Consider the following 26,659-nt stretch of genomic DNA (forward strand, 5'->3'; position numbering starts at 1 on the left):
GGCTGCTTCCGCTTCGGCTGCCGTTCCTGCGGCCGACCCTGCTCCTGCTCCTGCGCCCGCTCCTGCTCCTGCGCCCGCTCCTGCTGCCGCTGTCGGAGTCCGTTCAGCCGGCGGTGAGTCGTGCGGGTTCTATGCCGGCGACGAGGGTGGCGAGGGCCTGGTCGATGTCGGGGCCGAGGTACCAGTCGCCGGTGTGGTCGAGGGCGTAGATGCGGCCTTCGGTGTCGATGGCGAGGAGGGCCTGGGTGTCGGTTTCGGCGCCGAGGGGGCAGACCTCGGTGTCGAGGGCGCGGCCGAGGTCGCCGAGGGTGCGGGCCATGTGGAGGCCGTGGAGGGGGTCGAAGTGGAGGTTGGCGGGGGCGACCTGGCGGCCGGGGCCGGTGGGGGTGATGTGGAGGCCGCCGAATTCGGCCCAGGCTTCTACGGCGGCGGGGAAGACGGCGTGGGTGTGGCCGGCGGGTGAGGTGTGTTCGCGGAGGGCGTCGGCCCAGATTTCGGCTTGCTTGATGTCCCAGCGTCCGGGTTGCCAGCCGGCGGCGCGCAGGGCGGCGTCGACGGGGACGGGGAAGCGGGTGGTGGAGGTGCGGTCGGCTTGCATCGGCCCTTCGTTCGTCGTGCGTGTGGTGTGCTCGTGGTGCGGTGGGTCAGGTGCCGTTGGCTGTCGGGTCGACGATGCGGACGCCGAAGTGGGCGCTGAGTGCGGTACAGGCGCGGCAGGGGGTGGCGAAGCTGCCGTGGAGGGGGTCGCCGTCCTCGCGGATGCGGCGGGCGGTGAGTTTGGCCTGTTTGAGGGCTTTGCGGGCTTCGCCGTTGGTCATGGGTTTGCGGGCGGAGCGTTTGCTGCGGGCGGCGTCGGCGGTGGCGATGTGGCGTGAGATGAGGATGGTCTCGGCGCAGCGGCCGGTGAAGCGGTCGCGTTCGGAGCTGGTGAGGGTGTCGAGGAAGTCCTGGACGAGGTGGTGCAGCTGTGGGGGCTGGTCGCCGCGGGCGGCGGTGCCGGTGAGGGTGGCGCCGCGGACGGAGAGGGCGGCGGCGACGGTGGGGAGTATGCCGTCGCGGCGGTGGAGGAGGGCGGGTGTGTGCGGGGTTTCGGTGGCGCTCCAGCCGATGCGGGGGTCGCCGGACCTGGGCGCGTGGGCGCCTGTCTGCGTCGCGTTCATGTTCATCATCCCCTCCCGAGCATCCCCCGGGCATGCTCTCGGACGTCACAGAGTGCCAAATGCCGTGGCCGGTGCGGAAGCTGGGGCGTCGCGACACGCCCGGGTTTGGGCGGGCTGTCACGGCGGGGTGACGGCTGGTCACGGGAGGGGAGGGGCTGTTGACCGGTGCCGGTGACCGGTGTCGTCGTACCGCATAGGCTGTCGGCACCGCTTTCCATGCGGTGACGCGTGGACGCAGACGAGACAGTCGATACGTGGCGTTGTGACCGAGAGTGGTCATGGTGGCGCGTATCAGAACGCCGCAGGGGGCAACCGCCATGACGACAGGTCGGCTCGGGCAGCAAGCCGCGCCGCCGAACGCGGCCTACGCCGGGCAGGTCGTGCATTTCCCGGATCCGGTTCGGGCGACCCGTCACCCGAGAGGGGTACGGGTTGACGAGCGTGGTTACCCCGACTTCTCGCCGTACGCGCGGGCGGCGGCGGAGATCGCTGAGCCGCCGGAGGGTTTCGGTGTCGATGAGTTGCGGCTGACGGACTATGTGTCGGCGAACGCGGCGTTGGCGGCGTCGGGGCACGAGTTGTGGGACACGATCCCGGCGGTGGCGACGCCGCATGGCTGGACGTGGCATCACGTGGTGGGTTCGCGGCGGCTGGAGTTGGTTCCGGTCGAGGTGAAGGCGTTGCTGCGGCATCACGGTGGGATCGCGACGTCGGCGGTGGATCACGACAAGCGGGGGACGCGGCCGTTGCAGGAGACGCGGCCGGCGCATTTCCGGCTGCCGAAGTCGGGTGTGGCGGTGACGGAGGCGCAGGCGCTGGGGGTCGAGGAGGATCTCGGGTATCGGCTGCCGGGTGCGTATCGGTCGTTCTTGAAGGCTGCGGGCGGTTGTGCGCCGGTGGGGACGGCGCTGGACGCGGAGTTGGGGCTGCTGGTCGATCAGCCGCTGTTCACGGTGCGGGACGAGGCGGCCGTCAACGACCTGGTGTATGTCAACAAGTGTCTGCGGGACCATCTGACCAAGGACTACCTGTGTGTCGGGTTTGTGCAGGGCGGGTTGCTGGCCGTGAAGGTGAAGGGCGAGCGGCTGGGTTCGGTGTGGTTCTGCGCGTACGACGACGCGCGGGACGTGGATCCTTCGTGGCCGCCGGCGGAGCGGGTGGAGCGGCTGCTGGTGCCGTGCGGTGAGGACTTCGACGCGTTTCTGTCCCGGCTGGCGGGGTCTCCGCCGGAGTTGGAGACGGTGGCGAATCTGATGGTGGACGGTGGGTTCGCGCGTGCGGTGCCCGTTGCTGCCGCGGCTGTGGGGGAGTGAGCTTCGCGATGGTGACGTTCGCGCAGGCGCAGGAGCGTGCGGAAGAGTGGATCAACGGTGAGGTGCCGTCGTATCAGCATCGTGAGGTGCGGGTGCGGGAGTTCGGGCTCGGGTTCGTGGTGTGGGCCGAGGACCGTGTGGACGGGCCGCGTTCGGACGGCGGCGCGCAGCGGCTGGTGATCGCCCGGGACAGCGGGGAGGCCACGTTGTGGCCGTCGTTGCCGGTGGGTGAGGTGATTCGCCGGTACGAGGAGGAGTACGGCCGGGGGGACGCGGTCGCCGAGCCGGTGCCGGCTGCTCCGGCTCGGGTGGATCTGAATCAGACGTCGTTCTTGTTGACGCCGCCGGAGTGGTTGCAGGAGGCGGCGGACAAGCTGGGGATCCAGGGCCGGGACGCGGGTTCGGGCTCGGGTTCTGGTTCTGGTTCGGGTTCGGGTGCGGAGTCCGACGGTGGTGCGGATGAGGGTGCCGCTGCGGGTGTGCCTGCGGCCGGGGCTTCGTCGGGTCCGCCGCCGGTGCCGAGTGTGCCGGGGGTGCCTGACGGGGCGACTCCCTGGGCCGGTACGGACACCAACCCCGGTCCCGGTGAGGATCGTTCCGTGCCGTTGCCGGAGACGGTGTTCGCGCCGCCGTTGAGCGGTGACGACGCCACGCCGCCGGACGCCAAGACCGCGCTGATGTCGGGCGGCAGCCAGCTTCCGTCGACGGCGATCGAGCCGGCGCTCGACGAGGCGAACACGCCCCCGGCGCCGCCCGCGCCTCCGGGGGCGCCGTCGTACGGCTATCCGCAGGGTGCCGGTGCGCCGCCTGGCCCGCCGCCGGGTGCCACGCCGCCGCCCGCGCCGTCCTACGGCTATCCGCAGGGCGGTCCCGAGACGCCGGCGCGGCCGCTCGCGCCGAACGCCGGGGACATCGCCGACGCCGCGACGAGCAAGGCGGCGCCGCCGCGTCCGCGGGGTGGTGCGGTGCCGCCGCCTCCGCCGGGGGTTCCGGGAGCTCCAGGGGTGCCGGGTGCGGGGAGCACGCCTCCTGCGCCGCCGTCCGCTCCGGGTACGCCGGGTGCTCCGGGGGGCGGGTACGTTCCGACGCAGTTGGTGTCGGCGCTCGGTCCCGAGGGGCCTGAGGGTGCTGCGGGGCCGGGGGTTCCGCCGCCGCCCGGTGCGCCCGGTGCGCCGCAGCCTCCGGGCGCCCCCAATCCGCCCGGTACGCCCGGTGGTACGCCCCCGGGCGGGGTGCACCACGCCGCTACCGTGCTGGCCGACCCGAGCCAGATGGGTGGCGCGCCGCAGCCTCCTGGGCCTCCGGGACCGCCCGGTGCGCCGGGCGCCCCTGGCGTGCCGAATCCGCCCGGCATCCCCAGCCCGCCCGGTGCTCCGGGCGCTCCGGGCATGCCGGGTGCGCCGCAGCCTCCGGGGCCCCCCGGTGTTCCGGGCGCCCAGGGTGCCGGTGCCCCCGGCGCGCCGCAGCCTCCGGGCGCCCCGGGGATGCCCGGTGCTCCGGGTGCTCCTGGTGCCCCGGGTTCCTCGGGCGGGGCTCGGGGTGCCGTTCACCATGCGGAGACCGTGCTGTCGGCGCCCCCGGTGGGCGGCCCCGGTGTGCCTCCGCCGCCGCCCGCTCCCGGCGTGCCGCAGCCGGCCGGGGTTCCGGGGGCGCCTCAGGGCGGCCCCGGTATGCCACCTGCCGGTCCAGGGACTCCCCCTGGCGGTCCCGGTGGCCCCCAGCCCCCCATGCCCCCGGGTGCGATCCCGCCGCCCGGTCAGCCGGGCCGGCCCGCGCCTGGTCAGCCCGGTCAGCCCCCGGCGTACGGCTACCCCCAGCAGCCCCCCGGTCAGCCGACCGTCGGCCCGGGCTACCAGGCCGTTCTCCGCTACCGCGCGCAGGACGGGTCGGAGCAGCAGCTGATCCGGCGTTCGGCGCCGGGTACGCCGCATCCGGAGTGGCAGATCTTCCATGAGCTGCGGGGCATGAACGTGCCGCCGGACCAGGTGCTGGAGCTGCACACGGAGCTGGAGTCGTGCGAGCTGCCGGGTGCGTACTGTGCGCGGATGATCCGGGAGCAGTGGCCGCAGGCGCGGATCACGTCGATCGCGCCGTACGGTACGGATCACGCGAGCCGGCAGCAGGGCATGCAGCAGTTGCTGGCGCACCAGGGCGAGTTGCACCAGGTGGCCGACGGGCCCGCGCGGCCGGCGCCGGTGCGTGCGCCGTTGCCGCAGGTGCAGGCGGTTCCGCCGGTTCCGCCGGAGGGTGTGGCGCAGGAGCTGGCGGGGGCGTTCGGACCGGGGCTGTTCCGGTTCGAGCAGGCCGCCGTGTCGCGGCAGGGCGTGCCGCCGGTCGTGGCGCACAGCCTGATGGTGGGCGGTCTGCCGATGGACATGGGCCCGTTCTTCTGGGCGCAGGCCCAGCCGGGGCGGCCCGTGCCGACGCTGGCGGAGCTGGCGCAGGAGCGCGGGGTGCAGCCGGCTTCGGACGCGGGCTCGTACCTGGTCATGGGCAGCGACTTCGGCAAGGCCCTGTGTGTGCAGTACGGGACGGCGCACATCGTCGCCGTGCCCGTGGAGGCGGGGCCGGGCGGCGCGCCCGTACCGCCGCAGTTCGTGAACACGGGGCTGCCCGAGTTCCAGCGCTGTCTGGCGCTGCTGGGCCGGATGTGGCGGCTTCGCTTCGGTCTGAACCAGGAGCAGGCGGGCCGTTGGACCGTCGACTTCCAGGCGCAGCTGGCCGCGCTCGACCCGGCGGCGCTCGGGTCGCCGGAGAGCTGGTGGTCGGTGCTGCTGGAGCAGATGTGGGACGGGCTGTTGTGACGGCCGTTCGGCTGTTTGTCGTGAGGTGAGGGCAGCCGGGTGACGTCACCCGGCTGCCGCCGACTGTCGCTGACTGCGGCGTGCGGGCGTGAGAGGGGCCGGCTCCCGGTGGTACGACCGGGAGCCGGCCCCTTTCGTATGCGCTCCTGGTCGTTTTGCGCGCCTTTCGTCCTTCCGTGCGCCACTGGTCTTCTTGTGCGCCGCTCGGCGTGCCTGCGTGCCTCCGTGCCCCTGTGCGGTGCCTCCTGCGCGGAGTGTCGCGTTATGAACGCTTCCGCCCGATACATCAAGATGTGCGCTAAATCATCATTTCGCATCCGTTCGGCGGAGAGGGTTCCAGGATGAGCAGCGCACCGGTCCCGCTCTACGACTTTGTGGTCGTACGAGGGCGTGGCTACCGTCCCGAACAGGTCGACGCCTACATCGACGCCCTCTTCCGGGACCGTGACGCCGCCTGGGAGCGGGCCGCCCGGCTCACCGTGCTCGCCCGGGAGATGGACGATGAGGCGCGGCGGCTGCGGGAGGTGGTCGCGCAGCTCGCCCCGCAGACGTACGAGGAGCTCGGGGAGCGGGCGCGGCGGCTGTTCGAGCTGGTGGAGGAGGAGGCCGCGGCCGTGCGGGAGGGGGCGCGGCAGGAGACGCAGCGGCTGATGGAGGAGGCACAGACGTACGCGGACGAGCTGCGGGACGCGGCGCAGTCGCACGCCGACGCCGTGACGGCCGCGTCCGAGGAGTGGGCCCGGCAGCGGTTGCTCGCGGCCCGCGCGGAGGCGGGCGAGACCCGTATCGCCGCCCGGCGTGAGGTGAAGGAGGAGCGCGGGGAGGTGCTCGGCCCGTTGCGTCAGGTACGGCAGCAGACCGCCGGCCTGGTCGCGCGGCAGGCCAAGGAGCACGCCGAGCGGCTGGCGGAGGCCGAGCGGGAGGCCGAGCGGCGGCTGGCCGCGCTGGAGAAGTCGGAGACGGAGCGGACGGCGCGGGCCGAGGCCTCGTTGGCCGAGGCGCAGCAGGAGCTCGCCGACGCGAAGGCCTCGGCCAAGCGCTTGCAGGAGGAGGCTGAGGCGCGGGCGGCGGAGCTCCTCGAGCAGGCCCAGCAGCGCACGGAGCGGATCGCCCGGGAGACGGAGCGGGTGCTGCGCGAACACGGGGAGGTGTGGGACGAGGTGCGGATGCAGATGGACCAGATGCGCAACAGTCTGTCGACCCTTGAGCGGCAGGCGGCGATGGAGTGAACCGGGGCGAGTCCTGCGAGGACCCCGGCCCCGGCCCCGGCCCGGGCCCCGGCCGCGCCGTCGGCGAGCGGGAACCTAGTTCCCCCTGCGCACCGCCCCCGCGAGAATCCACCCCTCCACGGCCTCGTACTGCCGCCGCTGTTCCTCCGACTCCCCCCGCCCCGACAGGACCGTCCCCAGCCATCCGAACGCGAAGCCGGCCGGAATCGACACCAGTCCGGGTGTCGTGAACGGGAACCAGTTGAAGTCGGCGTCGGGGAACGCCGAGACAGGTGACCCGGAGACCAGATTGGTCCCCGGCATCAGCACCAGCACCACCACCGAGCCGCCGATCAGCGTCCACAGCAGGCCCGCCCGGGTGTACCGGCGCCAGAAGAGGCTGTAGACGAGAGCCGGGGCGATGGCCGAGGCACCCAGCGTGAAGGACAGCGTCACCAGCGGCTGGAGACTGCGGTGCTGGACCATCGTCGCCAGCACGATCGCCGGAACCCCCACCGCCAGCGCCGACAGCCGCGCCAACGTCATCTCGCGGCGGCCCGACAGCTCCCGTACCCGCGCGGCGAACACGTCATGGGCGAGGGAGTTCGCGCAGGCAAGGATCATCCCGGCGACCGAGGCGAGCACCGTCAGGAAGATGGCCGTGGTGACCGTGGTGAAGAGCAGGGTCTCCGCGGTGGAGACCTCGGCGCCGAACGCGGCCCTGGAGCCCAGCAGATAGGCCGTGTTGCCCTGCGGGTCCGCCCCGGCGATGGCCTGCCGGCCGATCAGTGCCGTCGCGCCGAAGCCGACGACCGTGATCACCAGCACGAACAGTGCCACGCTCGACACCGCCCAGGACATTGAGCGCCGCACCTGACGTGCGCCGGTCGCCGTGTACATGCGCATGGTGATGTGCGGCAGCACCGCACCGCCGAGGACGACGGCGAGCTGGGAGCTGATCATGTCGAGGCGCGGGTGCGGGCCGCCCGCGAACTGTAGGCCGGACTCCAGGAACGCCGAGCCGACCCCGCTCTGCTGCGCCGCGGCGTCGAACAGCGCGCCCGGGTTCCAGTCGAACCGTGCCAGCACCAGCAGGGCGACCACGGCGCCCGAGCCGAGCAGCATCACCATCTTCAGGATCTGGATGAGCGCGGTGCCCTTCATTCCGCCGATCGCCGCGTAGCTGATCATCAGGACGCCGAGGCCGATGATGCACCCCGTCTTCAGGCTGTCGCTCGAGAACCCCAGGATGAACGCCAGCAGCTGCCCGGTGCCGGCCAGCTGCACCAGCATCAGCGGCACCAGCGCGGCCAGCGTCACCGCGCACGCCGCGATCCGCACGCCCCTGCCGGGCATCCGGCGCGCGAGCGCGTCGCCCATCGTGAACCGGCCCGCGTTGCGTAGGGGTTCGGCCAGCAGGAACATCAGCAGCATCAGCGACAGCGCCGTGCTCAGCGCCAGCACGATGCCGTCGTAGCCGCACAGCGCGACCACGCCGGTCGTGCCCAGTACGGTCGCGGCGCTGATGTAGTCGCCCGCGATGGCCAGGCCGTTACGCATGGGGGACAGCGAGCTGTAGCCCGTGTAGAACTCGTCGAGGTCGTCCCGGTCCGGGCCGGTCATCACGCACAGCAGCAGGGTGATGGTGGCCACGGCACAGAACGCGACCAGCGACATCGCCTGTGCGTCTCCGCTGAAGTCGGTCATCGCCGCGGCCCCCGGTTCCCCGTCTCCCGCTTGGCGTCCACCTCGGCCAGCTTGCGGATACGGTCCGCGAGCGGGTCGACGTAACGGCGGGCGGTGCGCTCGTACAGGCCTATCGCCAGCCAGGTGACGGGCAGTTGGATCAGCGCGAGCAGCAGTCCGGCGGGCAGTCCGTCGGTGACCGTGCTCGACATGAACCCGGGCGCGAAGGCGGACAGGATCAGGAACAGGGTGAAGTAGCCGAGCGCGGTGAGGGTCGCCACGCGCCGCTGCCAGCGGTAGGCGGTGCGCAGGATCCTCAGGTCGCTGTGGTGTCCGAGGGGAGGGTGGTCGGGGGTTCGGTGTCGTGGGGGTGGTGGCCCCGGCGGGGTGGGGGACTGCCAGGGGTAGGTGTCGTACGACGGAGACGTGTCGTACGACGGTGACGTGCCGTACGACCGTGAGGTGTCGCCCGGGCCGTACTGGTACGGCGGTGACGGGTCGAAGGACGGGGACATCCCGTTGCTCCTTGCGTGGCTCGGGTCCGGTTGCGGCGGACCGCAGGGAGTGTGGGGGGCGGGCGAGCCACGCACGTTACTCGGCGGTACCGGGGATAGGCGAGGGTTTCGCCAAACTGAGTGGTCGGTATGCGCTTTCTCCACCGAACCGTGTCTGACCTGGTGTGTTACCGCCGTTAACTCAGACTTTTGAGCCCTGCGTATGTGTGCGGGGTGCGCTGTCAGTGGCCGAGACGTGCGCGCCGGTACCGGACCCCGGGCCGGCCGGCCACCGGGGTCTTTTCCACGACGGTGAAGGAGTTCCGCTCCAGGACGGTCCGTGACGCCAGGTTGTCCAGTGTGGAGACGGCGACCAGGGACGTCAGTCCGTACGCCGTACCGGCCAGCCGGCACACTTCCGCCACCGCCGCCGTGGCGACGCCCTTGCCCGCCGCACGCTCGCCGACGCGGTATCCGAGTTCCGCCGAACCGTCCTCGACGTCGATCAGGTTGACCCGTCCGAGAAGCCGTCCCTCGTCGTTCACGACCAGGTGGAAGTGGCAGATCCCGGCGTCCTGTTCGGCCAGACGAGCCTCGTGCAGGGCATCGAAGCCGGCGAAGTAGGCGTCCCCGCGATCCGGGACGGCACGGGCGAAGTAGTTCCGGTTCTCGACCTCGAAGGCCAGCACGGCCTTCGCGTGATCGGCCCGCAGCCGCTCCAGCTTCACCATGGGCACAGGATAGGGACGCGGGACACAGAAACTGATCCGCTCGGCAGATCGTCTTGGCAAGCGTGACATCGACGGTGCGGGCAGAGGCGTCCCGGTGGGTGGCTCGGTGGGCGGTCCGCGGGCGCGTGCTCGCCGCGTGCGCCGTGCTGACGGCTGTGTTGCTGGTGTTCCACCGGGCCGTGCCCAACTCCGTGGGACGGGTGGGCAGTCTGCTGGAAGCCTTCCTGCCTTGGCTCGGCGCGGTGGTCGTCGTGCTGCTCGGTCTCGCCCTGCTGCGCCGCTCGGCCCTCGCGCTGGTGGCGCTGCTGCTGCCCGTAGCGGCCTGGACCTACCTCTTCGGCGGGCTGCTGCTGCCCGCGCCGAAGCCCGGCGTGCGCGACCTGGTCGTGGTGCAGCACAACGTCAGTGACGAGAACGCCGACCCGGCGGGCACGGCCCGCGCACTGGTCGGCGGCGCCGAGCCCGACCTCATCGCGTTGGAGGAGCTGGTGCCCCAGGCGCTGCCGGCGTATGAGGAGGCGCTCGCAGGGGAGTTCCCGTACCACGTGGTGCGGGGGACCGTCGGGCTCTGGTCGAAGTATCCGCTGACCGGTGCCCGGCTCGTGGACATCAGGCCCCGTGGGATCGCGGAGAACTGGAGCCGCGGCCTGCGGGCCGTCGTGCACACGCCGTACGGCGACCTCGCGGCGTATGTCGCGCACCTGCCCTCGGTCCGGGTCCGGGCGAGCGGGCTCGCGTCCTCCTGGCGTGACGAGAGCGCCGGTCTGCTGGGTGCGGCCGTCGCCGCCGAGCGGCTGCGGACGGTGATCCTGCTGGGCGACCTCAACGGCACGGTCGACGACCGTGGACTCGCGCCGCTGACCTCACGGATGAACGTGGCGGAGCGGGGCTTCGCGTTCAGCTTCCCGGCCGGCCTGCCGTTGGCCCGGATCGACCAGGTCATGGCCCGCTCGGCGACGGTCGGCCACATCCGTACGCTGCCCGCGACCGGCAGCGACCATCTGCCGGTCGTCGCACGCGTCGCCCTGGGCCAGGGGGTGTTCTGAGAGTCCCGCACAGCACCCACGGCGCCCGGCACGCACTCTCGTCGGCACGCCGAGGGCACGCACCGGCTGCGACACCAGCCACTGCCGCGGCGGGCGCGGGCACCGCACGGGACGTTCAGAACACCCCCTGGGCCCTGTCGTCACATTCCCGCCTGCCGCACATTCCCGCCTGCCGCGCGACGCCATGCACGCTCCCTCACAGAGGGCACCCCCATCGCCGCACCGGGCGCGGGCGCCGCACGCGCGTGAGCCTGGACAGGCAAAGTCCCCTTCGGGCGGCGGGTGTTCGCCTCACCGTGGAAGCGGCGGGATCAGTTCTCCTCCAGTACCGGGAACCGCCTCGGTGCCAGCAGCAACAGGACCAGGAAGGCCAGTGCCGCCGCGGCGGAGGCGCCCAGGTACACGGCGTGCACCGCGTCGGCGATGGCCCGCCTGGTGGCCTGCGGGGCCGTACCGCCGGAGGCCAGGGCGCGCGTCACCGAGTCCAGGTCGCTCGCGCCGCCGAGCCGGGAGGCGAGGACGCCGTTCGCGACCGCGCCGAAGAGCGCCGCGCCCATCGTCTGGCCCGTCTGCCGGCAGAACAGCACCGACGCGGTCGTCGTGCCCCGCTCCGACCAGCCGACCGTCGACTGCACGCCCACGATCAGCGGCAGTTGGAACAGCCCGAGGGCCGCCCCCAGCAGCAGCATCAGCAGGGTCGGCTGCCACGCCTGCCCGGGGTAGGGCAGGAAGGGGAACGCGAGGAGGATCAGTGACGCCGTTCCGATGCCCAGCATCGCCGTGTTGCGGAAACCGATCCTGCGGTAGACGTGCTGACTGCACGCAGCCGACAGCGGCCAGCTCAACGTCCATACCGACAGCACGAATCCGGCCGCCATCGGGGCCAGGCCGAGGACCGACTGGGCGTACGTCGGCAGGAACACCGTCGGCGCCACCATCAGCAACCCCAGTGCGCCCAGGGCCAGGTTCACCGCCGCGATCGTCCGGCGCCGCCACACCCAGCCCGGGATGATCGGCTCGGCCGCCCGGCGCTCCACGACCACCACGACCGCCACCAGCGCCAGCCCCGTACCGAACAGGGCGAGCGACGGCCCCGACAGCCACGGCCAGGCCACCCCGCCCTGCACCAGCGCCGTCAGCAGCACACCCCCGCACGCGAACACCGCCAGCGCACCCGCCCAGTCGACACGCGCGCGCGTGGCCGGCGCCTCCGGGGCCGGGGCGCGCTTCGGCTCGTGCAGATGCCGCACGATCAGCCACAGGGCCACCGCCCCGATGGGCAGGTTGATCAGAAAGATCCACCGCCAGTCCGCGTACGCCGCCAGGACCCCGCCCAACCCGGGTCCCGCCACCGCCGACACGGCCCACACCGTGGACAACCTGGCCTGGATCCGGGGCCGTTCCTCCAGCGGGTACAGATCGGCGGCCAGCGTCTGCACCGTCCCCTGAAGCGCCCCGCCGCCCAGCCCCTGCACGATCCGGAACGCGATCAGCGCCGCCATGTTCCAGGCCAGCGCGCACAGCAGCGAGCCCAGCAGGAACAGCGCCGCGCCCACGACCAGCACCGGCTTGCGGCCGAAGGTGTCGGAGAGCTTGCCGTACACGGGGAGGGTCACCGTCACGGCGAGCAGATAGCCGGAGAACAGCCAGGAGAAGACCGAGAAGCCGCCGAGGTCGCCCACGATCTGCGGGACGGCCGTGGAGACGATGGTGGCGTCGAGGGCCGCCAGCGCCATCGCGAGCATCAGGGCCGCGACCACGGCCGAGCGGCGGTCCGTTCCGGTGCGCCGTGCGGTGTCGCGTATCGCGGGTCTCGTACTGCCCACCGGGTTCCTCTCCTGATGCGTTCCCCTTGCACCTACCTGCGCCGACCAGCTTCCCACTTGACCCTGACGTCGCGGGAGGGTGGAGCCTTGATGGACCGCAGGGTGGAGGCAACCCCGACGCGCGCTCCACCGAAGGGTGGAGAGCCCCTAGGGGTACCTCCGTACTAGGTGTCGGGGAGGGTTGGTACCGCCGGAGGACGAGACGCCCGGGGGGTCGTCCTTAATCTGGCTTTACGCCGCTGGGGGGCGGCAGGCCGAACCGGCGGGGGTGGGGTTTTCCCCCGTACAACACGGGGCTCGGCACCAGCGCGCCGGACCCTGCTCCGGCGCCAGACTCAACGACGTACCCAGTCATCGACGTACCGGCACACGGCTCAGTGCGTCGACTCATAACCGACTTAGGAGACATACCGTGACATCGGCTGTGACCATTCCCAGGCACGGGGGCACTGGAGGGCGTACGGCCGTTGCCGCGCGGGCGCGGCAGGTCGTCAAGGCGTACGGGTCCGGGGAGACCCGGGTCGTCGCCCTCGACCATGTGGACGTGGACATCGCTCGCGGGCAGTTCACCGCGATCATGGGCCCCTCGGGGTCCGGCAAGTCCACCCTGATGCACTGCCTCGCCGGGCTCGACACCGTCACCAGCGGCCAGATCCACCTGGACGAGACCGAGATCACCGGGCTGAAGGACAAGAAGCTCACCCAGCTGCGCCGGGACCGGATCGGCTTCATCTTCCAGGCGTTCAACCTGCTGCCGACGCTCAACGCCCTGGAGAACATCACGCTTCCCATGGACATCGCCGGCCGCAAGCCCGACAAGGCCTGGCTCGGCCGCGTCGTCGACACCGTCGGCCTGTCCGACCGGCTCAGGCACCGGCCCACCCAGCTCTCCGGCGGCCAGCAGCAGCGCGTCGCCGTGGCCCGCGCCCTCGCCGCCCGGCCCGAGATCATCTTCGGTGACGAGCCGACCGGAAACCTCGACTCGCGCGCGGGCGCCGAGGTACTGGGCTTCCTGCGCCGCTCGGTCGACGAACTCGGGCAGACCATCGTGATGGTCACCCACGACCCGGTCGCCGCCTCGTACGCGGACCGGGTGCTGTACCTCGCCGACGGGCGCATCGTCGACGAGATGTACAAGCCCACCGCCGACGCCGTCCTGGACCGCATGAAGGACTTCGACGCGCGGGGGCGTACGTCATGACCGTCCTGAAGACCTCCCTGCGCAACTTCTTCGCGCACAAGGGACGCATGGCCCTGTCGGCCGTGGCCGTCCTGCTGTCGGTGGCCTTCGTGAGCGGCACGCTCGTGTTCACCGACACCATGAACACCACCTTCGACAAGCTCTTCGCCGTCTCCGCCTCCGACGTCACCGTCAGCCCGAAGACGGCCGAGGACGAGGACGACGGCGGCGGCACGGGCCGCCCGGTCTCGCTGCCCGCCTCCACCGTCGAGCAGGTCGCGGCCGTCGACGGCGTCCAGCGTGCGGAGGGCGCGGTCGCCTCGATGAGCGTGACCGTCGTCAACTCCGAGAACGAGAACATGGGTTCCTCCACCGGCGCGCCCACCGTCGCCGGCAACTGGACCAGGAACGACCTGAAGTCCATGGAGATCACCTCCGGGCACGCCCCGCGCGGGCCCACCGAGGTCATGGTCGACGCGGACACCGCCGACAAGCACGACCTGAAGCTCGGCGACGAACTGCGCACCATCGCCGCCACTGGCGACATACGCGCGCGGATCGTCGGCATCGCCTCCTGGAAGGTCACCAACCCCGGCGCGGCCGTCGTCTACTTCGACACCGCCACCGCCCAGCGCACCCTGCTCGGCGCCACCGGCCGCTTCACCCAGGTCGCCGTCACCGCGGCGGACGGCGTGAGCGACACCCAGCTCAAGCAGGACATCGCCAAGTCCCTGAACGGCACGTACAAGATCCAGACGGCCAAGGAGAACGCCGACGAGAACCGCAAGGACGTCGGTGAGTTCATGGACATCATCAAGTACGCCATGCTCGGCTTCGCCGGGATCGCGTTCCTGGTGGGCATCTTCCTGATCATCAACACCTTCTCGATGTTGGTCGCCCAGCGCACCCGCGAGATCGGCCTCATGCGGGCCATCGGCTCCTCCCGCCGACAGGTCAACCGGTCGGTGCTGGTGGAGGCGCTGCTGCTCGGCCTCGTCGGATCCGTCCTCGGTGTGGGCGCCGGTGTCGGCATCGCCGTCGGCCTGATGAAGCTGATGTCGATGGCCGGCATGAACCTCTCCACCGACGACCTGACGGTGAAGGTGACGACCCCGGTCGTCGGCCTGATCCTCGGCGTGGTCGTCACCGTCCTCGCCGCCTACCTACCCGCCCGCCGCGCCGGCAAGGTCTCCCCGATGGCCGCCCTGCGCGACGCCGGAACCCCGGCCGACATCAAGGCCGGCTGGATCCGCGGTCTGATCGGACTCGTCCTCACCGGAGCCGGCACCTTCGCCCTGTTCGCGGCCGCCACGGCCGACAAGGCGAGCGACGGCGCGCTGATGCTGGGCGGCGGCGTGGTGCTGACCCTGATCGGCTTCGTGGTCATCGGCCCGCTGCTCGCGGGCGGCGTGGTCCGGGTGATCAGCGCGGTCCTGCTGCGCGCCTTCGGCCCCGTCGGCCGCATGGCCGAGCGCAACGCCCTGCGCAACCCGCGCCGTACCGGCGCCACGGGCGCCGCCCTGATGATCGGCCTCGCCCTGGTGGCCTGCCTCTCGGTGGTCGGCTCCTCGATGGTCACCTCCGCGACGAGCGAACTCGACAAGTCGGTGGGCGCCGACTTCATCGTCATGGCCCAGCAGCAGGAGATCGTGCCGCAGGTCGAGAAGGCCATGGAGCGGACGCCGGGCCTGGCCCACGTCACCCGCTACAAGGACGTCGACGCCACCCTGACCTCGCCGGACGGCAAGACCGACGACAGCGGCATCACCGCCGCCGACCCGACGTACGCCGAGGACCTGCGCCGCACGACCACGCAGGGCACGCTCTCCGCCGCCTACGGCAAGGACGCCATGTCGGTCGGCTCCGACTACGCCAAGAAGCACGGCGTGCGCGTCGGCGACACCATCGCCGTCGCCTTCAAGGGCGGCGAGACGGCGAAGCTGAAGGTCGCGGCCATCACGGACGACGACACCTCCATCGACCAGGGCGCTCGCTACACGAGTATCGAGACGCTGCGGAAGTACCTCCCCGCCGACCGGATCCCGCAGAACGTGATCATGTTCGCCAAGGCGAAGGACGGTCAGGAGGAGGCGGCGTACGCGGCCCTGAAGAAGTCCCTGGACGGCTACCCGCAGTACCAGGTCCGTGACCAGACCGACTACAAGCAGGAGCTGAAGGACCAGGTCGGCCAGCTCCTGAACATGGTCTACGGCCTGCTCGCCCTGGCGATCATCGTCGCCGTCCTCGGCGTGGTGAACACCCTGGCCCTGTCGGTGGTGGAACGCACCCGCGAGATCGGCCTGATGCGTGCCATCGGCCTCTCCCGCCGCCAGCTGCGCCGCATGATCCGCATGGAGTCGGTGGTGATCGCCCTGTTCGGCGCCCTGCTGGGCCTCGGACTCGGCATGGGCTGGGGTGCGACGGCGCAGAAGCTGCTCGCTCTGGAGGGTCTGAACGTCCTCGACATCCCGTGGCCGACGATCATCGGCGTCTTCATCGGCTCGGCCTTCGTGGGCCTGTTCGCGGCACTGGTGCCGGCCTTCAGGGCGGGCCGGATGAACGTACTGAACGCCATCGCGACCGAATAGCCGACGAGCACCGAGGAGCCACCGAGTAGCCACCGCATACGGGGGTTGCGGGGGACGGGCCCGGTCCGCAGGAGGTTCCGCCTCCCGGACCGGGCCCGCGCCGTGCTCACCTCACCCGGCGGCCTGCCGCTCCAGGAGTACGACGCCGTAGGCGGTGCCCGTGACGATGTAGCGGGCGTCGGGGTGCAGGTCCCGGGCGTAGGCCTCGACATCGCTGTAGCGCTTGCGGGAGTTGTCGAGGGCGATGAAGTCCGGATCGATGCCGCGCGTGTCGCTGATCCAGAAGACCCGGCAGCGGGAGGTGAGCCGGCTGATCGGAGCGATGTTCGCCTCGACGGAGGCGTCGTCGGGAACCTGGGCGAGGAGCCGCTCGACGGCCGTCACGCGCGCGGGCTTGCGATAGATCTCGCTCTCGGTCAGCGCGGCGAGCGGCAGCGAGGTGGTCAGCGCGACCGAGGCGGCCGCGACGGCGGCGGGCAGGTGCTCCACGTACGACCGCAGCCACGCGCGCGTGCTGTGCCGTGCGGTGTCGAGGGCGTCGACGAGCGCGAGGGTCACGATCGGCATGAGGACGGCGCTGTAGTGCCAGTCGGTACCCCAGTACTGCTCGTACGAGGAGGCGAAGCGCCAGCCGACGGTGGGCAGCGCGATCAGCAGCAGCGGCGAGCGGATCGCGAGCAGCCCGGTGGTGGGGATGAGCAGCCAGCCGACCGTACGGAGCTTGGTGTCGAGACCGTCGAAGGGGCCGCCGCCGCCCGACTCGCTCACCTTGTTCCAGTAGTCGTAGGTTCCGGCACTGTTGAAGCTCGGGATGACCAGCAGCAGCGTGACCGCGACGGCCACCACGCCGAACACGGCGACGCCCATCGCGTACCGCGCCGCCCGCGCGGAGTCGTGACGGGCCCGCAGGGCGACGACCACGGCGACGGCCGCGACGGTCATCCCCAGGTCCTCCTTCACGAGGACGAGAGGAATTGCCCACAGCAGAGCCCCACGCCAACGCCGCGCCAGCAGCGCCTCAAGGCTGAACGCGATGAGCGGTACGGCGAAGCAGATCTCGTGGAAGTCGAAGTCGACGGCCTGCTGAAGCCCCCACGACAGCCCGTACGCCACCCCGATCGCAAGCCCCCGCCCCCGCCCGAGCAGCCGGGCCGCGGCACGGGCGACCGGGACGGCGGACAGCGCGAACAGCGCGGCCTGCGCGACGAGAAGGGTGACGGGGGAGGGGAACACCCGGTACAGCGGCGCGAGGAGGACGGTCACCGGGCTGAAGTGATCGCCGAGGATGTTGAACCCGGGGCCCTTCAGGTCGGCGATCGGCGCTTGCAGATGGGCGTATGCCCGGACGACCTGCTCGAATATCCCCAGATCCCACGACCGCTGCCCCAGATGCCGGTACCGGCCGACGGAGACGATCGCATAGCCGACGAAGAGCGCGACGGCCAGCAGCCAGGGCTCACGCCACCCGGGACCGGGCTGAGCGTGTCCCTCCGGTCCCGTGGCGGGCGCCGGTATGTGGGGGCCCGAGGATGTGTTCGGCGTCGCGGAGGTGGCGCGGGTGGGCATGGGGGGACCTTACGTGGTGCGGTGTGCGGGGCCACCTTCCGGTTCCGTTCAGGCACTCTCAGCCGGTCCGGCGTTCGAGGACGAGGCACTGCCGTTTTCGGCGTCGGCCCAGGCATTTTCAGCCTGTCCGGCGTTTGAGGACGAGGCCTTTCGGGTCGACTGCGGGGTCTGGGGCGGCAGCCCCAGCGGGGTGGAAGGGGCGGAGCCCCTTCACGACCACGTCAACGCCCGTCATCACAGAAACGGACGTTATCCACAGCCCCCGGCACCCGACCGCGCAGCGACGTACGCTGGAAGCCCCCGGCCTGCCACCCGCGTCGGGCCCTTCGTGTTGCCCACCCCCGGACGGAAGCGCCCCCTCCATGAGCCTGCACGGTCTGCTCGACGCCGTAGTCAAGGACACCGCCCTCGCGGAAGCGATCACGGCGGCCGCAGACGGCAACCGCATGCACGTCGACCTCGTCGGCCCCCCGGCGGCGCGCCCCTTCGCGATCGCCGCCCTCGCCCGCGAGACCGACCGCCCGGTCCTCGCGGTGACGGCGACGGGCCGCGAGGCCGAGGACCTGGCGGCAGCCCTTCGCTCGCTCCTCCCCTCGGAGGGCGTCGCGGAGTACCCGTCCTGGGAGACCCTCCCGCACGAGCGCCTCAGCCCCCGCAGCGACACCGTCGGCCGCCGCCTCGCCGTCCTGCGCCGCCTGGCACACCCCCGCCCCGACGACCCCGAGACAGGCCCGGTCTCCGTCGTCGTGGCCCCCGTCCGCTCGGTCCTCCAGCCGCAGGTCAAGGGCCTCGGCGACCTGGAACCGGTGGCCCTGAGGACCGGCCAGACCGCCGACCTCAACGAGATCGTCGAGGCCCTCGCAGCGGCCGCCTACGCGCGCGTGGAGCTCGTCGAGAAGCGCGGCGAGTTCGCCGTGCGAGGCGGCATCCTCGACGTCTTCCCGCCCACCGAGGAACACCCCCTGCGCATCGAGTTCTGGGGCGACGACGTAGAGGAGATCCGCTACTTCAAGGTCGCCGACCAGCGCTCCCTCGAAGTCGCCGAGCACGGCCTGTGGGCCCCGCCCTGCCGTGAACTCCTCCTCACCGACGACGTACGCGCACGCGCGCGTGCCCTCGCCGAGGAGCACCCGGAGCTCGGCGAACTGCTCGGCAAGATCGCCGAGGGCATCGCGGTGGAGGGCATGGAGTCCCTCGCCCCCGTCCTCGTCGACGACATGGAGTTGCTCCTCGACGTCCTGCCCAAGGGCGCCATGGCCGTCGTATGCGACCCGGAGCGGGTACGCACGCGTGCCGCCGACCTCGTGGCCACCTCGCAGGAGTTCCTCCAGGCGTCCTGGGCCGCCACGGCCGGCGGCGGCGAGGCGCCCATCGACGTCGGCGCGGCCTCCCTGTGGTCCATCGCGGACGTCCGCGACCGCGCCCGCGAGCTGGAGATGATGTGGTGGTCGGTCTCGCCCTTCGCGGCCGACGAGACGCTCGACGCGGACACCCTCAAGCTCGGCATGCACGCCCCCGAGTCGTACCGCGGTGACACCGCGAAGGCCCTGGCCGACACCAAGGGCTGGCTCGCCGACGGCTGGCGCACGGTCTTCGTGACCGAGGCCCACGGCCCGGCGGCCCGCACCGTCGAGGTGCTCGGCGGCGAGGGCGTGGCGGCCCGCCTGGAGACCGACCTCGGGGAGATCTCCCCCTCGATCGTCCACGTCGCCTGCGGCTCGATCGACTACGGCTTCGTCGACCCCGCGCTCCAGCTGGCCGTCCTGACCGAGACCGACCTGTCCGGGCAGAAGGCGGCCGGCAAGGACGGCGCCCGGATGCCGGCCCGCCGCCGCAAGACCATCGACCCGCTCACCCTGGAGACGGGCGACTACATCGTCCACGAGCAGCACGGCGTCGGCCGCTACATCGAGATGGTGCAGCGCACCGTGCAGGGCGCCACCCGCGAGTACCTCGTCGTCGAGTACGCCCCCGCCAAGCGCGGCCAGCCCGGCGACCGCCTCTACATCCCCACCGACCAGCTGGAGCAGATCACCAAGTACGTCGGCGGCGAGGCGCCCACGCTGCACCGCCTGGGCGGCGCCGACTGGACGAAGACGAAGGCACGCGCGAAGAAGGCCGTCAAGGAGATCGCGGCCGACCTCATCAAGCTGTACAGCGCGCGCATGGCGGCCCCCGGGCACGCCTTCGGCTCGGACACCCCCTGGCAGCGCGAGCTGGAGGACGCCTTCCCGTACGCCGAGACGCCGGACCAGCTGACGACCATCGCCGAGGTCAAGGAGGACATGGAGAAGTCGGTCCCGATGGACCGCCTGATCTGCGGCGACGTCGGCTACGGCAAGACGGAGATCGCGGTGCGGGCCGCGTTCAAGGCGGTGCAGGACGGCAAGCAGGTGGCCGTCCTGGTGCCGACGACCCTCCTCGTCCAGCAGCACTTCGGCACGTTCTCCGAGCGCTACTCGCAGTTCCCGGTCAACACCCGGGCCCTGTCCCGCTTCCAGACCGACACCGAGGCCAAGGCGACCCTGGAGGGCCTGAAGGAAGGCTCGGTGGACATCGTGATCGGCACGCACCGGCTGTTCTCGTCGGAGACCAAGTTCAAGGACCTGGGCCTGGTCATCGTCGACGAGGAGCAGCGCTTCGGCGTCGAGCACAAGGAGCAGCTGAAGAAGCTGCGCGCGAACGTGGACGTACTCACCATGTCCGCGACTCCGATCCCCCGAACCCTGGAGATGGCGGTCACGGGCATCCGCGAGATGTCCACGATCACGACCCCGCCCGAGGAGCGCCACCCGGTCCTGACCTTCGTCGGCCCCTACGAGGAGAAGCAGATCGGCGCCGCGATCCGCCGCGAACTGCTGCGCGAGGGCCAGGTCTTCTACATCCACAACCGGGTCGAGTCCATCGACCGGGCGGCCGCGCGCCTGCGCGAGATCGTCCCCGAGGCACGCATCGCGACAGCCCACGGGCAGATGTCCGAGCAGGCCCTGGAGCAGGTGGTCGTCGACTTCTGGGAGAAGAAGTTCGACGTCCTCGTCTCCACCACGATCGTCGAGTCCGGCATCGACATCTCCAACGCCAACACCCTGATCGTGGAGCGCGGCGACAACTTCGGCCTGTCCCAGCTGCACCAGCTGCGCGGCCGGGTCGGGCGCGGGCGCGAGCGCGGGTACGCGTACTTCCTGTACCCCCCGGAGAAGCCGCTGACGGAGACGGCCCACGAGCGCCTGGCCACCATCGCCCAGCACACCGAGATGGGCGCGGGCATGTACGTCGCCATGAAGGACCTGGAGATCCGCGGCGCCGGCAACCTGCTGGGCGGCGAACAGTCCGGCCACATCGCGGGCGTCGGCTTCGACCTGTACGTCCGTATGGTCGGCGAGGCGGTCGCTGACTACCGGGCCTCCCTGGAGGGCGGCGTGGAGGAGGAGCCGCCGCTCGAGGTCAAGATCGAGCTCCCGGTCGACGCCCACGTCCCGCACGACTACGCGCCGGGCGAGCGGCTCCGCCTCCAGGCCTACCGTGCCATCGCCTCCGCCAACACGGAGGAGGACATCAAGGCCGTACGCGAGGAACTCGTCGACCGCTACGGCAAGTTGCCCGAACCGGTCGAGAACCTCCTGCTGGTGGCGGGCCTGCGGATGCTGGCCCGCGCGTGCGGCGTCGGCGAGATCGTCCTCCAGGGCAACAACATCCGCTTCGCGCCGGTGGAGTTGCGCGAGTCCCAGGAGCTGCGGGTCAAGCGCCTCTACCCGGGCACCGTCATCAAGCCGGCCGCGCACCAGCTGCTGGTGCCGCGCCCGAAGACCGCGAAGGTGGGCGGAAAGCCGCTGGTCGGCCGCGAGTTGCTGGGCTGGGTCGGGGAGTTCCTGGCGTCGATCCTGGGGTCGTGACCCGGCCTAGCCGGCCCGTACCTCGGTGTTCTGGCAGGCGTGCAGCAGCCAGCGTCCGTCGGGCTGCTTGGTCATGACGTAGAGCGGGGCGCCCTCGGTGTCGGTGTCGCCGCCCGGTGAGTGGTAGACCTGCCGGACCTTGACGGCCGCCACGTCGGGCCGCAGGAACCGCGTGTGCGTCACCTCGTAGGTGACCTCGCCGTCCCAGCTCGCGGCGGGCAGCACGGCACGGGTGAACTCGGCGATGGCGTCGAAGCCGATGAGGACCTTGCCGTGGCCGGTCGTCCACAGGGCGTCGGGGTGGAAGAGGGCGAGGAAGCCTTCGGCGTCCTTGGCGCGCTGGGTGCGTTCGACGGTGGCGACGACTTCGGCGATGGCCTTGAGGTCCGCGTCGGAAGTGGCCTCGTCGGTCTGGTCGGCCTTGTTGTCCGCTGTTTCGGTGGTCATGGCGATCACTCTGTGACCTCAAGTGGACTTGAGGTCAAGCGGGCCGGCAGGGCCCGCAGCACGAGGCCGTCCGCAGGGGGTGTCTCCGCGGACGGCGTCGTCGGTACCGTGCCCGACGGGTCTCGTGCTCCTGCGGCCCCTACTGCTGCTCGGGCGGCCGGTCGCGGTCCATGCCGAGTCCGCGCTCCATGCGCTGCTGCGCGTCGTCGACCTGGCTCTCGTACTTGTTGCCCGTCTTCTCGTTGGCCTGCCGCTCCGCGGTGTCGGACATGTCCCTGGCCTTGTCCTGCGCGTGACGGTTCTTGAACCTGTCGAAGATGCCCATCCAAGAGCTCCTTCCGGAGGTGACTCACCACCGACCATACGCCCGGGATATGAGGTATGCGCGCTTGGTCCATTTGTGGTCTGGACCTCTTGAATGCCGCCGTGCGCCGGGTCGCTACCGTGTGCACGACGGTGTCCCCGGGGAAAACCGGGAAAACCGCCTGTGCGAGGCGGAGCGGAACGGGGCGGCAAGGGGAGGGGACGCATGGTGGCGCGTCGAAAGGGCTGGGCGGCGAGCGCCGCGGCGATGCTCGGCATGGTGCTGGTACTGGCGGGCTGCGAGAACGTCGATCTGCCGTCGGCCGGAGCCGAGCCCTCCGGCTCCGGCCCCGCCGCGGGCGCCGGCCGCGCGGTGAGCCCGCTGGACAACCCGGACGGCACGAAACCCGGACTCGCGCCCCTCACCTCGGACGCCGACCGGGCCGAGGCACGAACCCTCATCGAGAAGGTGGCGACCAAGGGCCGCGGCCCGAAGACGGGCTACGAGCGGGACCAGTTCGGCTACGCGTGGATGGACTCGGCCCCAGGTGGCATCCCGTTCGCCCGCAACGGCTGCGACACCCGCAACGACCTCCTCCGCCGCGACGGCGAGGACGTCCGCTTCCGCTCCGGCTCGGACTGCGTCGTGTCCTCGATGACCCTGCACGACCCGTACACGGGCCGGACCATCGACTGGGCCAAGTCCCGCGCCACGACCGTGCAGATCGACCACGTCATGCCGCTGTCGTACGACTGGCAAATGGGCGCCTCCCGCTGGCCGAAGGGCAAACGCCAGGACATCGCCAACGACCCCCTCAACCTCATGCCGGTCGACGGCCCCACCAACAGCTCCAAGGGCGACTCCGGCCCCGCCTCCTGGCTGCCCCCGAACAAGCGGATCCGCTGCTCGTACGCGGTGCGCTTCGCCCAGGTCTCCCTGAAGTACGAACTCCCGGTGACGGTTGCCGACAAGGAGACGATGCTGGGGCAGTGCGGGGGCTGACCCGGCATGCGGCGCGGCGCAGGGCGGTCGGCGGTGCGCGGGAAACCGCTGGTCGGAGCGGGCGCTCCGCCCCTACGGTGGCGGGTATGGAGCTGAAGGTAGCGAGCCTCGCCGAGCGCCCCGAGATGCTCGACCGGGTCATGGAAATGCCGGACACCTGGCCCGAGTTCACGACCCAGGACCCCGTGGGCAACGCCCACTACGGCCGGATCCCCCGCGAACTCCCGGAGTACGCGCTGTTCGCCGAGGACGAGCGGGGCGAGGTCGTCGCCCACGCCTACAGCGTTCCCTTCGCCCTCGCCGCCGAAGGCCGGGGCCGGCTCCCGGCCCGGGGCTGGGACGAGGTGCTGGTGTGGGCCTTCGCCGACCTGCGCCGCGGTACCCCTCCCGACACCGTCAGCGCCATCTCCGTCGTCATCGCCCCGCACGCCCAGGGCACCGGCCTGTCCGCCCGCATGCTCTCCGCGATGCGCGACAACGCCCGGGCCCGCGGCTTCCGCGAGGTCGTCGCCCCCGTCCGCCCCAGCGCCAAGCACCTCGAACCACACACCCCCATGAAGGAGTACGCCCACCGCGTACGCCCCGACGGCCTGCCCCACGACCCGTGGCTGCGCGTCCACGCCCGTGCCGGCGCCACCATCGACTCCATCGCCCCGGCCTCGATGACCGTCGCCGGTTCGCTGGAGCAGTGGCGCGGCTGGACCGGACTGCCCTTCGACACGGCCGGTGACATCGAGGTGCCGGGCGCGCTGGCACCGGTGCGGTGTGAGCCGGAGCGGGATCACGCGGTGTACGTCGAGCCCAACGTGTGGATGCGGCACCCGCTGTGAGCCGGTCCGGCCGCGCCCCGGGATGCCGGGTCTCAGCCGGACTTCTTCCAGTCCTGAGCGGTGGGCCGGCCGCCCCCTGACCGGTACCCGCCCGGAAGCCGAGCCTCCGCCCGACCTGCGCTGTCTTACGAAGTGATCAGCACGACAACGGTTCGGTACAACCGGTGACCGTATGTCGGTGTCGACCTATACGCTCGAAGCGACCATCGCACGACCGCACTTCGGCCATCCGTACTTCAGCCATCGATCGGGAGCAGCCATGCAAGGCCACGGCTACACGCAGCCGGTGAAGCAGCCGCCGCCCACCGGGTGGCTGGTCTTCCTGCGCGTGTTCTTCGTCGTGATCTCCGTGCTGAGCTTCGGCCTGCTGACGTGGACGATGATGCTGCGCCTGGCCATCGTGACCCGCAAGGCGCTCGACTGGGCCCTGTTCGCGGCGTCGATCGTGGTGGAGCTCGGCGGCCTGATCCTCATGGGTTCCGAGCCCGGCGACGAGATCCACACCGCGGGCGGCTGGACGGGCCTCGCTCTCGTCCTGGGTGGCATCGTGGCCGCCATCGCGTACTACCTCTCCGCGGACATACGCCACTTCCACCAGCTCCGCTTCCCCGACTACGGCGCCCAGCGGCCCCCGGTCACGGCCCCGGCGTACGGCTATCCGCAACCCCCGTCGCCGTACACCACCACGACCGCACCGCAGACGCCCCCGCTGCCCCGGACCCCGATACCGAACACCCCGGCGCCCCGCGACGCCGCCCCCCACACCCCGGTACCCCCGCCCCCGCAGCGCCCCGCGCCCGCGCGGATCGACCAGGTGCGCGCCGAGCTCGACGAGCTCAGTGACTACCTGCGCCGGCACGACGGCCGGCAGGACGGCAACCACGGGGGCGGAAGGTGACCGTGGCGACAGGACGTGTCGTCGCCGGCCGCTATGAACTGTCCACGCTCATCGGACAGGGCGGCATGGGACAGGTGTGGACGGCCTACGACCAGCGGCTCGACCGGCGCGTGGCGGTGAAGCTGCTGCGTCCCGACAAGGTGGCCGGGCAGGAGGCGGACGAGCTGCGGCGCCGGTTCGTGCGCGAGTGCCGGGTGACTGCGCAGGTCGACCACCCCGGGCTGGTCACGGTGCACGACGCGGGCAGTGAGGGCGAGGAGCTGTTCCTCGTCATGCAGTACGTCGACGGCGCCGACCTCTCCGACCACCTCGCCGAGCACGACCCGTACCCCTGGCAGTGGGCGGTCGCGGTCGCCGCGCAACTGTGCGCCGTGCTCAGCGCCGTGCACGCCGTGCCGATCGTCCACCGCGACCTCAAGCCGCGCAACGTGATGGTGAAGCAGGACGGCACGGTCACCGTCCTTGACCTCGGCGTCGCCTCCGTCATGGACGCCGACACCACCCGCCTCACCCACACCGGCACCCCCATCGGCTCGCCCGCCTACATGGCCCCCGAGCAGGCGATGGGCGGCGCGGTCGGCCCGTACACCGACCTGTACGCACTCGGCGTACTGCTGCATGAACTCCTCAGCGGCGACGTGCCGTTCTCGGGCTCGACGGCGCTCGGCGTGCTGCACCGGCATCTGTACGAGCCGCCGCTGCCCGTGCGCCGTATCCGCTCCGAGGTCCCCGAGGCACTCGAAGCCCTGGTCCTGCGGCTGCTGACGAAGGACCCGCAGCACCGCCCCGCCTCCGCGCAGGAGGTGTACGAGGACCTGGAGCCGCTCCTGCCCGCGCGCGGGACGCCCACCGGCTCGCCGCTGGACCCCACCCGCCCCTTCCTGCGCCCGCACGCGCCCTGGCCGGACCGCGCCCGCACCCCCGCGCCCCAGCCCGCCCCGGCCACACCCGTGCCGCCCGCCGCCGAGAAGCCGGACGTCGCGCGCGCCGTCGACGAGGTCAAGCGGCTGCTCGGCGAGGGCCGCATCACCCAGGCCGTCGACATCCTCGGCGCGATCCTCCCGGCCGCCGCCGAACAGCACGGCGAGCACTCCCCGGTGGTCCGCACCCTGCGCAAGCAGTACGCGGCCACCCTCATGGACGACGGCCAGTACCGGCGCGCACTGCCCGAACTGCGCCGCCTCGCCGACGAACGCGCCGCCGAGGCAGGCCAGGCCGACCCCCAGTCCCTGCGCTTCCGCTTCGACGCGGCCCAGTGCCTGGAACAGCTCGGCGAACCGGCGGCCGCGCTCGCCGAGTACCGCGCGCTGCTGCCGTACTACGAGAACCAGTACGTCTCCGGCGACCCCCAGCTCGCCCACGACGTCCGCCGCCGTATCGGCCACCTCCTGCTCGCCCTCGGCGACCGTCCCGCCGCCCACGACACCCTGGCCCGCCTGCTGCTCGACGTGGAGCGACTGCACGGCCCGGGCCATCCGCTCGCCGGAGAGGTGCGGCGGACGCTCCAGTGGCTGGGGCAGGTGCGCGGCTAGGAGGTGCCTGCCGGACAGGCACCGGCGGGCCGAGTGGGCCGGGCGGGGGTGCTTCGGTGCCCGAACTCCTGGCGAATCGTTGGTCGAATGGGTTGGCCAGAGCTTGCCCACTGCCTACCATCGATCACCGCAAGACTTTGTGCACCGCCGC

General features: G+C 71.7%; 20 protein-coding genes. 11 read left to right on the forward strand and 9 right to left on the reverse strand.

Annotation, left to right across the window (positions count from 1 at the left end; translation table 11 throughout):
- Positions 1-103 precede the first annotated feature (103 nt).
- Positions 104-598 carry an SUKH-3 domain-containing protein gene (locus tag KUM44_RS00200; RefSeq protein WP_217205240.1) on the reverse strand — a complete coding sequence of 165 codons (495 nt, stop codon included), beginning with the start codon at positions 596-598 and terminating at the stop codon, positions 104-106.
- Positions 599-644: 46 nt separating this feature from the next.
- Complete coding sequence (locus tag KUM44_RS00205; protein WP_217205241.1) at positions 645-1,169, reverse strand: YwqJ-related putative deaminase; 525 nt, start codon at positions 1,167-1,169, stop codon at positions 645-647.
- Between the two features lie 308 nt (positions 1,170-1,477).
- On the opposite strand from KUM44_RS00205, the gene KUM44_RS00210 reads away from it, so the two are divergent.
- The 3 genes from KUM44_RS00210 to KUM44_RS00220 all read left to right on the forward strand — a co-directional run bounded on the left by KUM44_RS00210 (position 1,478) and on the right by KUM44_RS00220 (position 6,506).
- On the forward strand, positions 1,478-2,473 hold the full coding sequence (locus KUM44_RS00210; protein WP_217205246.1) for an SMI1/KNR4 family protein: 996 nt from the start codon (positions 1,478-1,480) through the stop codon (positions 2,471-2,473).
- Between the two features lie 8 nt (positions 2,474-2,481).
- Positions 2,482-5,277 carry an SUKH-4 family immunity protein gene (locus KUM44_RS00215; protein WP_217205248.1) on the forward strand — a complete coding sequence of 932 codons (2,796 nt, stop codon included), beginning with the start codon at positions 2,482-2,484 and terminating at the stop codon, positions 5,275-5,277.
- Between the two features lie 341 nt (positions 5,278-5,618).
- On the forward strand, positions 5,619-6,506 hold the full coding sequence (locus KUM44_RS00220; RefSeq protein WP_217205249.1) for a cellulose-binding protein: 888 nt from the start codon (positions 5,619-5,621) through the stop codon (positions 6,504-6,506).
- A gap of 75 nt (positions 6,507-6,581) precedes the next feature.
- On the opposite strand, the gene KUM44_RS00225 is transcribed toward KUM44_RS00220, so the two are convergent.
- The 3 genes from KUM44_RS00225 to KUM44_RS00235 form a co-directional block, all read right to left on the reverse strand.
- Positions 6,582-8,192, reverse strand: coding sequence for a cation acetate symporter (locus KUM44_RS00225; RefSeq protein WP_217205250.1), 1,611 nt, complete (start codon positions 8,190-8,192; stop codon positions 6,582-6,584).
- Positions 8,189-8,686, reverse strand: a complete 498-nt coding sequence (locus tag KUM44_RS00230; protein WP_217205251.1) for a DUF485 domain-containing protein — start codon at positions 8,684-8,686, stop codon at positions 8,189-8,191. The genes KUM44_RS00225 and KUM44_RS00230 overlap by 4 nt, the downstream gene beginning before the upstream one ends.
- Before the next feature lie 221 nt (positions 8,687-8,907).
- Positions 8,908-9,396, reverse strand: coding sequence for a GNAT family N-acetyltransferase (locus tag KUM44_RS00235; protein WP_217205254.1), 489 nt, complete (start codon positions 9,394-9,396; stop codon positions 8,908-8,910).
- A 98-nt stretch (positions 9,397-9,494) separates the two neighbouring features.
- Between KUM44_RS00235 and KUM44_RS00240 the strand changes: the two genes are divergently transcribed.
- Entirely contained in the window at positions 9,495-10,442 is a 948-nt protein-coding gene (locus KUM44_RS00240; protein WP_374201995.1) for an endonuclease/exonuclease/phosphatase family protein, read from the forward strand.
- Positions 10,443-10,753: 311 nt separating this feature from the next.
- Here KUM44_RS00240 and KUM44_RS00245 read toward each other — a convergent pair whose 3' ends face one another.
- On the reverse strand, positions 10,754-12,268 hold the full coding sequence (locus tag KUM44_RS00245; protein WP_217205256.1) for an MFS transporter: 1,515 nt from the start codon (positions 12,266-12,268) through the stop codon (positions 10,754-10,756).
- Between the two features lie 412 nt (positions 12,269-12,680).
- On the opposite strand from KUM44_RS00245, the gene KUM44_RS00250 reads away from it, so the two are divergent.
- Positions 12,681-13,469 carry an ABC transporter ATP-binding protein gene (locus tag KUM44_RS00250; protein WP_217205258.1) on the forward strand — a complete coding sequence of 263 codons (789 nt, stop codon included), beginning with the start codon at positions 12,681-12,683 and terminating at the stop codon, positions 13,467-13,469.
- The gene (locus KUM44_RS00255) at positions 13,466-16,036 is read left to right on the forward strand and encodes an ABC transporter permease (protein ID WP_217205260.1); all 2,571 of its coding nucleotides are present in this window, start codon (positions 13,466-13,468) and stop codon (positions 16,034-16,036) included. The genes KUM44_RS00250 and KUM44_RS00255 overlap by 4 nt, the downstream gene beginning before the upstream one ends.
- A gap of 111 nt (positions 16,037-16,147) precedes the next feature.
- Here KUM44_RS00255 and KUM44_RS00260 read toward each other — a convergent pair whose 3' ends face one another.
- Positions 16,148-17,602, reverse strand: a complete 1,455-nt coding sequence (locus KUM44_RS00260; RefSeq protein WP_217205262.1) for a DUF2079 domain-containing protein — start codon at positions 17,600-17,602, stop codon at positions 16,148-16,150.
- Between the two features lie 362 nt (positions 17,603-17,964).
- On the opposite strand from KUM44_RS00260, the gene mfd reads away from it, so the two are divergent.
- Entirely contained in the window at positions 17,965-21,495 is a 3,531-nt protein-coding gene (gene mfd / locus KUM44_RS00265) for a transcription-repair coupling factor (RefSeq protein ID WP_217205264.1), read from the forward strand.
- A 6-nt stretch (positions 21,496-21,501) separates the two neighbouring features.
- Here the strand turns inward: mfd and KUM44_RS00270 are convergent, their stop codons facing one another.
- A complete protein-coding gene (locus tag KUM44_RS00270) occupies positions 21,502-21,942 on the reverse strand; it encodes an SgcJ/EcaC family oxidoreductase (RefSeq protein WP_217205270.1) in 441 nt (146 codons plus the stop codon).
- A 139-nt stretch (positions 21,943-22,081) separates the two neighbouring features.
- Positions 22,082-22,267 (reverse strand): Rv0909 family putative TA system antitoxin, encoded by a 186-nt coding sequence (locus tag KUM44_RS00275; protein WP_217205274.1) that lies wholly within the window; start codon positions 22,265-22,267, stop codon positions 22,082-22,084.
- 204 nt (positions 22,268-22,471) lie between these two features.
- On the opposite strand from KUM44_RS00275, the gene KUM44_RS00280 reads away from it, so the two are divergent.
- The 4 genes from KUM44_RS00280 (at position 22,472) to KUM44_RS00295 (ending at position 26,508) form a co-directional block, all read left to right on the forward strand.
- Positions 22,472-23,248 carry an HNH endonuclease family protein gene (locus KUM44_RS00280; RefSeq protein WP_254388834.1) on the forward strand — a complete coding sequence of 259 codons (777 nt, stop codon included), beginning with the start codon at positions 22,472-22,474 and terminating at the stop codon, positions 23,246-23,248.
- An 86-nt stretch (positions 23,249-23,334) separates the two neighbouring features.
- Positions 23,335-24,078, forward strand: a complete 744-nt coding sequence (locus KUM44_RS00285; protein WP_217205278.1) for a GNAT family N-acetyltransferase — start codon at positions 23,335-23,337, stop codon at positions 24,076-24,078.
- 178 nt (positions 24,079-24,256) lie between these two features.
- Positions 24,257-24,976, forward strand: coding sequence for a hypothetical protein (locus KUM44_RS00290; RefSeq protein ID WP_308402436.1), 720 nt, complete (start codon positions 24,257-24,259; stop codon positions 24,974-24,976).
- 38 nt (positions 24,977-25,014) lie between these two features.
- Entirely contained in the window at positions 25,015-26,508 is a 1,494-nt protein-coding gene (locus tag KUM44_RS00295; protein WP_302185938.1) for a serine/threonine-protein kinase, read from the forward strand.
- The last annotated feature ends 151 nt before the right edge of the window (positions 26,509-26,659 follow it).

It is taken from the genome of Streptomyces sp. AC550_RSS872, assembly GCF_019049285.1.
GTDB lineage: Bacteria > Actinomycetota > Actinomycetes > Streptomycetales > Streptomycetaceae > Streptomyces.

Bases quoted from the DNA above. Each gene is read 5' to 3' on its own strand.
- KUM44_RS00205 (WP_217205241.1), bottom strand. From the start codon at position 1,169: ATGATGAACATGAACGCGACGCAGACAGGCGCCCACGCGCCCAGGTCC.
- KUM44_RS00270 (WP_217205270.1), bottom strand. From the start codon at position 21,942: ATGACCACCGAAACAGCGGACAACAAGGCCGACCAGACCGACGAGGCC.
- KUM44_RS00225 (WP_217205250.1), bottom strand. From the start codon at position 8,192: ATGACCGACTTCAGCGGAGACGCACAGGCGATGTCGCTGGTCGCGTTC.
- KUM44_RS00235 (WP_217205254.1), bottom strand. From the start codon at position 9,396: ATGGTGAAGCTGGAGCGGCTGCGGGCCGATCACGCGAAGGCCGTGCTG.
- KUM44_RS00260 (WP_217205262.1), bottom strand. From the start codon at position 17,602: ATGCCCACCCGCGCCACCTCCGCGACGCCGAACACATCCTCGGGCCCC.
- mfd (WP_217205264.1), top strand. From the start codon at position 17,965: ATGAGCCTGCACGGTCTGCTCGACGCCGTAGTCAAGGACACCGCCCTC.
- KUM44_RS00280 (WP_254388834.1), top strand. From the start codon at position 22,472: ATGGTGGCGCGTCGAAAGGGCTGGGCGGCGAGCGCCGCGGCGATGCTC.
- KUM44_RS00200 (WP_217205240.1), bottom strand. From the start codon at position 598: ATGCAAGCCGACCGCACCTCCACCACCCGCTTCCCCGTCCCCGTCGAC.
- KUM44_RS00220 (WP_217205249.1), top strand. From the start codon at position 5,619: ATGAGCAGCGCACCGGTCCCGCTCTACGACTTTGTGGTCGTACGAGGG.
- KUM44_RS00215 (WP_217205248.1), top strand. From the start codon at position 2,482: ATGGTGACGTTCGCGCAGGCGCAGGAGCGTGCGGAAGAGTGGATCAAC.
- KUM44_RS00275 (WP_217205274.1), bottom strand. From the start codon at position 22,267: ATGGGCATCTTCGACAGGTTCAAGAACCGTCACGCGCAGGACAAGGCC.
- KUM44_RS00255 (WP_217205260.1), top strand. From the start codon at position 13,466: ATGACCGTCCTGAAGACCTCCCTGCGCAACTTCTTCGCGCACAAGGGA.
- KUM44_RS00230 (WP_217205251.1), bottom strand. From the start codon at position 8,686: ATGTCCCCGTCCTTCGACCCGTCACCGCCGTACCAGTACGGCCCGGGC.
- KUM44_RS00285 (WP_217205278.1), top strand. From the start codon at position 23,335: ATGGAGCTGAAGGTAGCGAGCCTCGCCGAGCGCCCCGAGATGCTCGAC.
- KUM44_RS00210 (WP_217205246.1), top strand. From the start codon at position 1,478: ATGACGACAGGTCGGCTCGGGCAGCAAGCCGCGCCGCCGAACGCGGCC.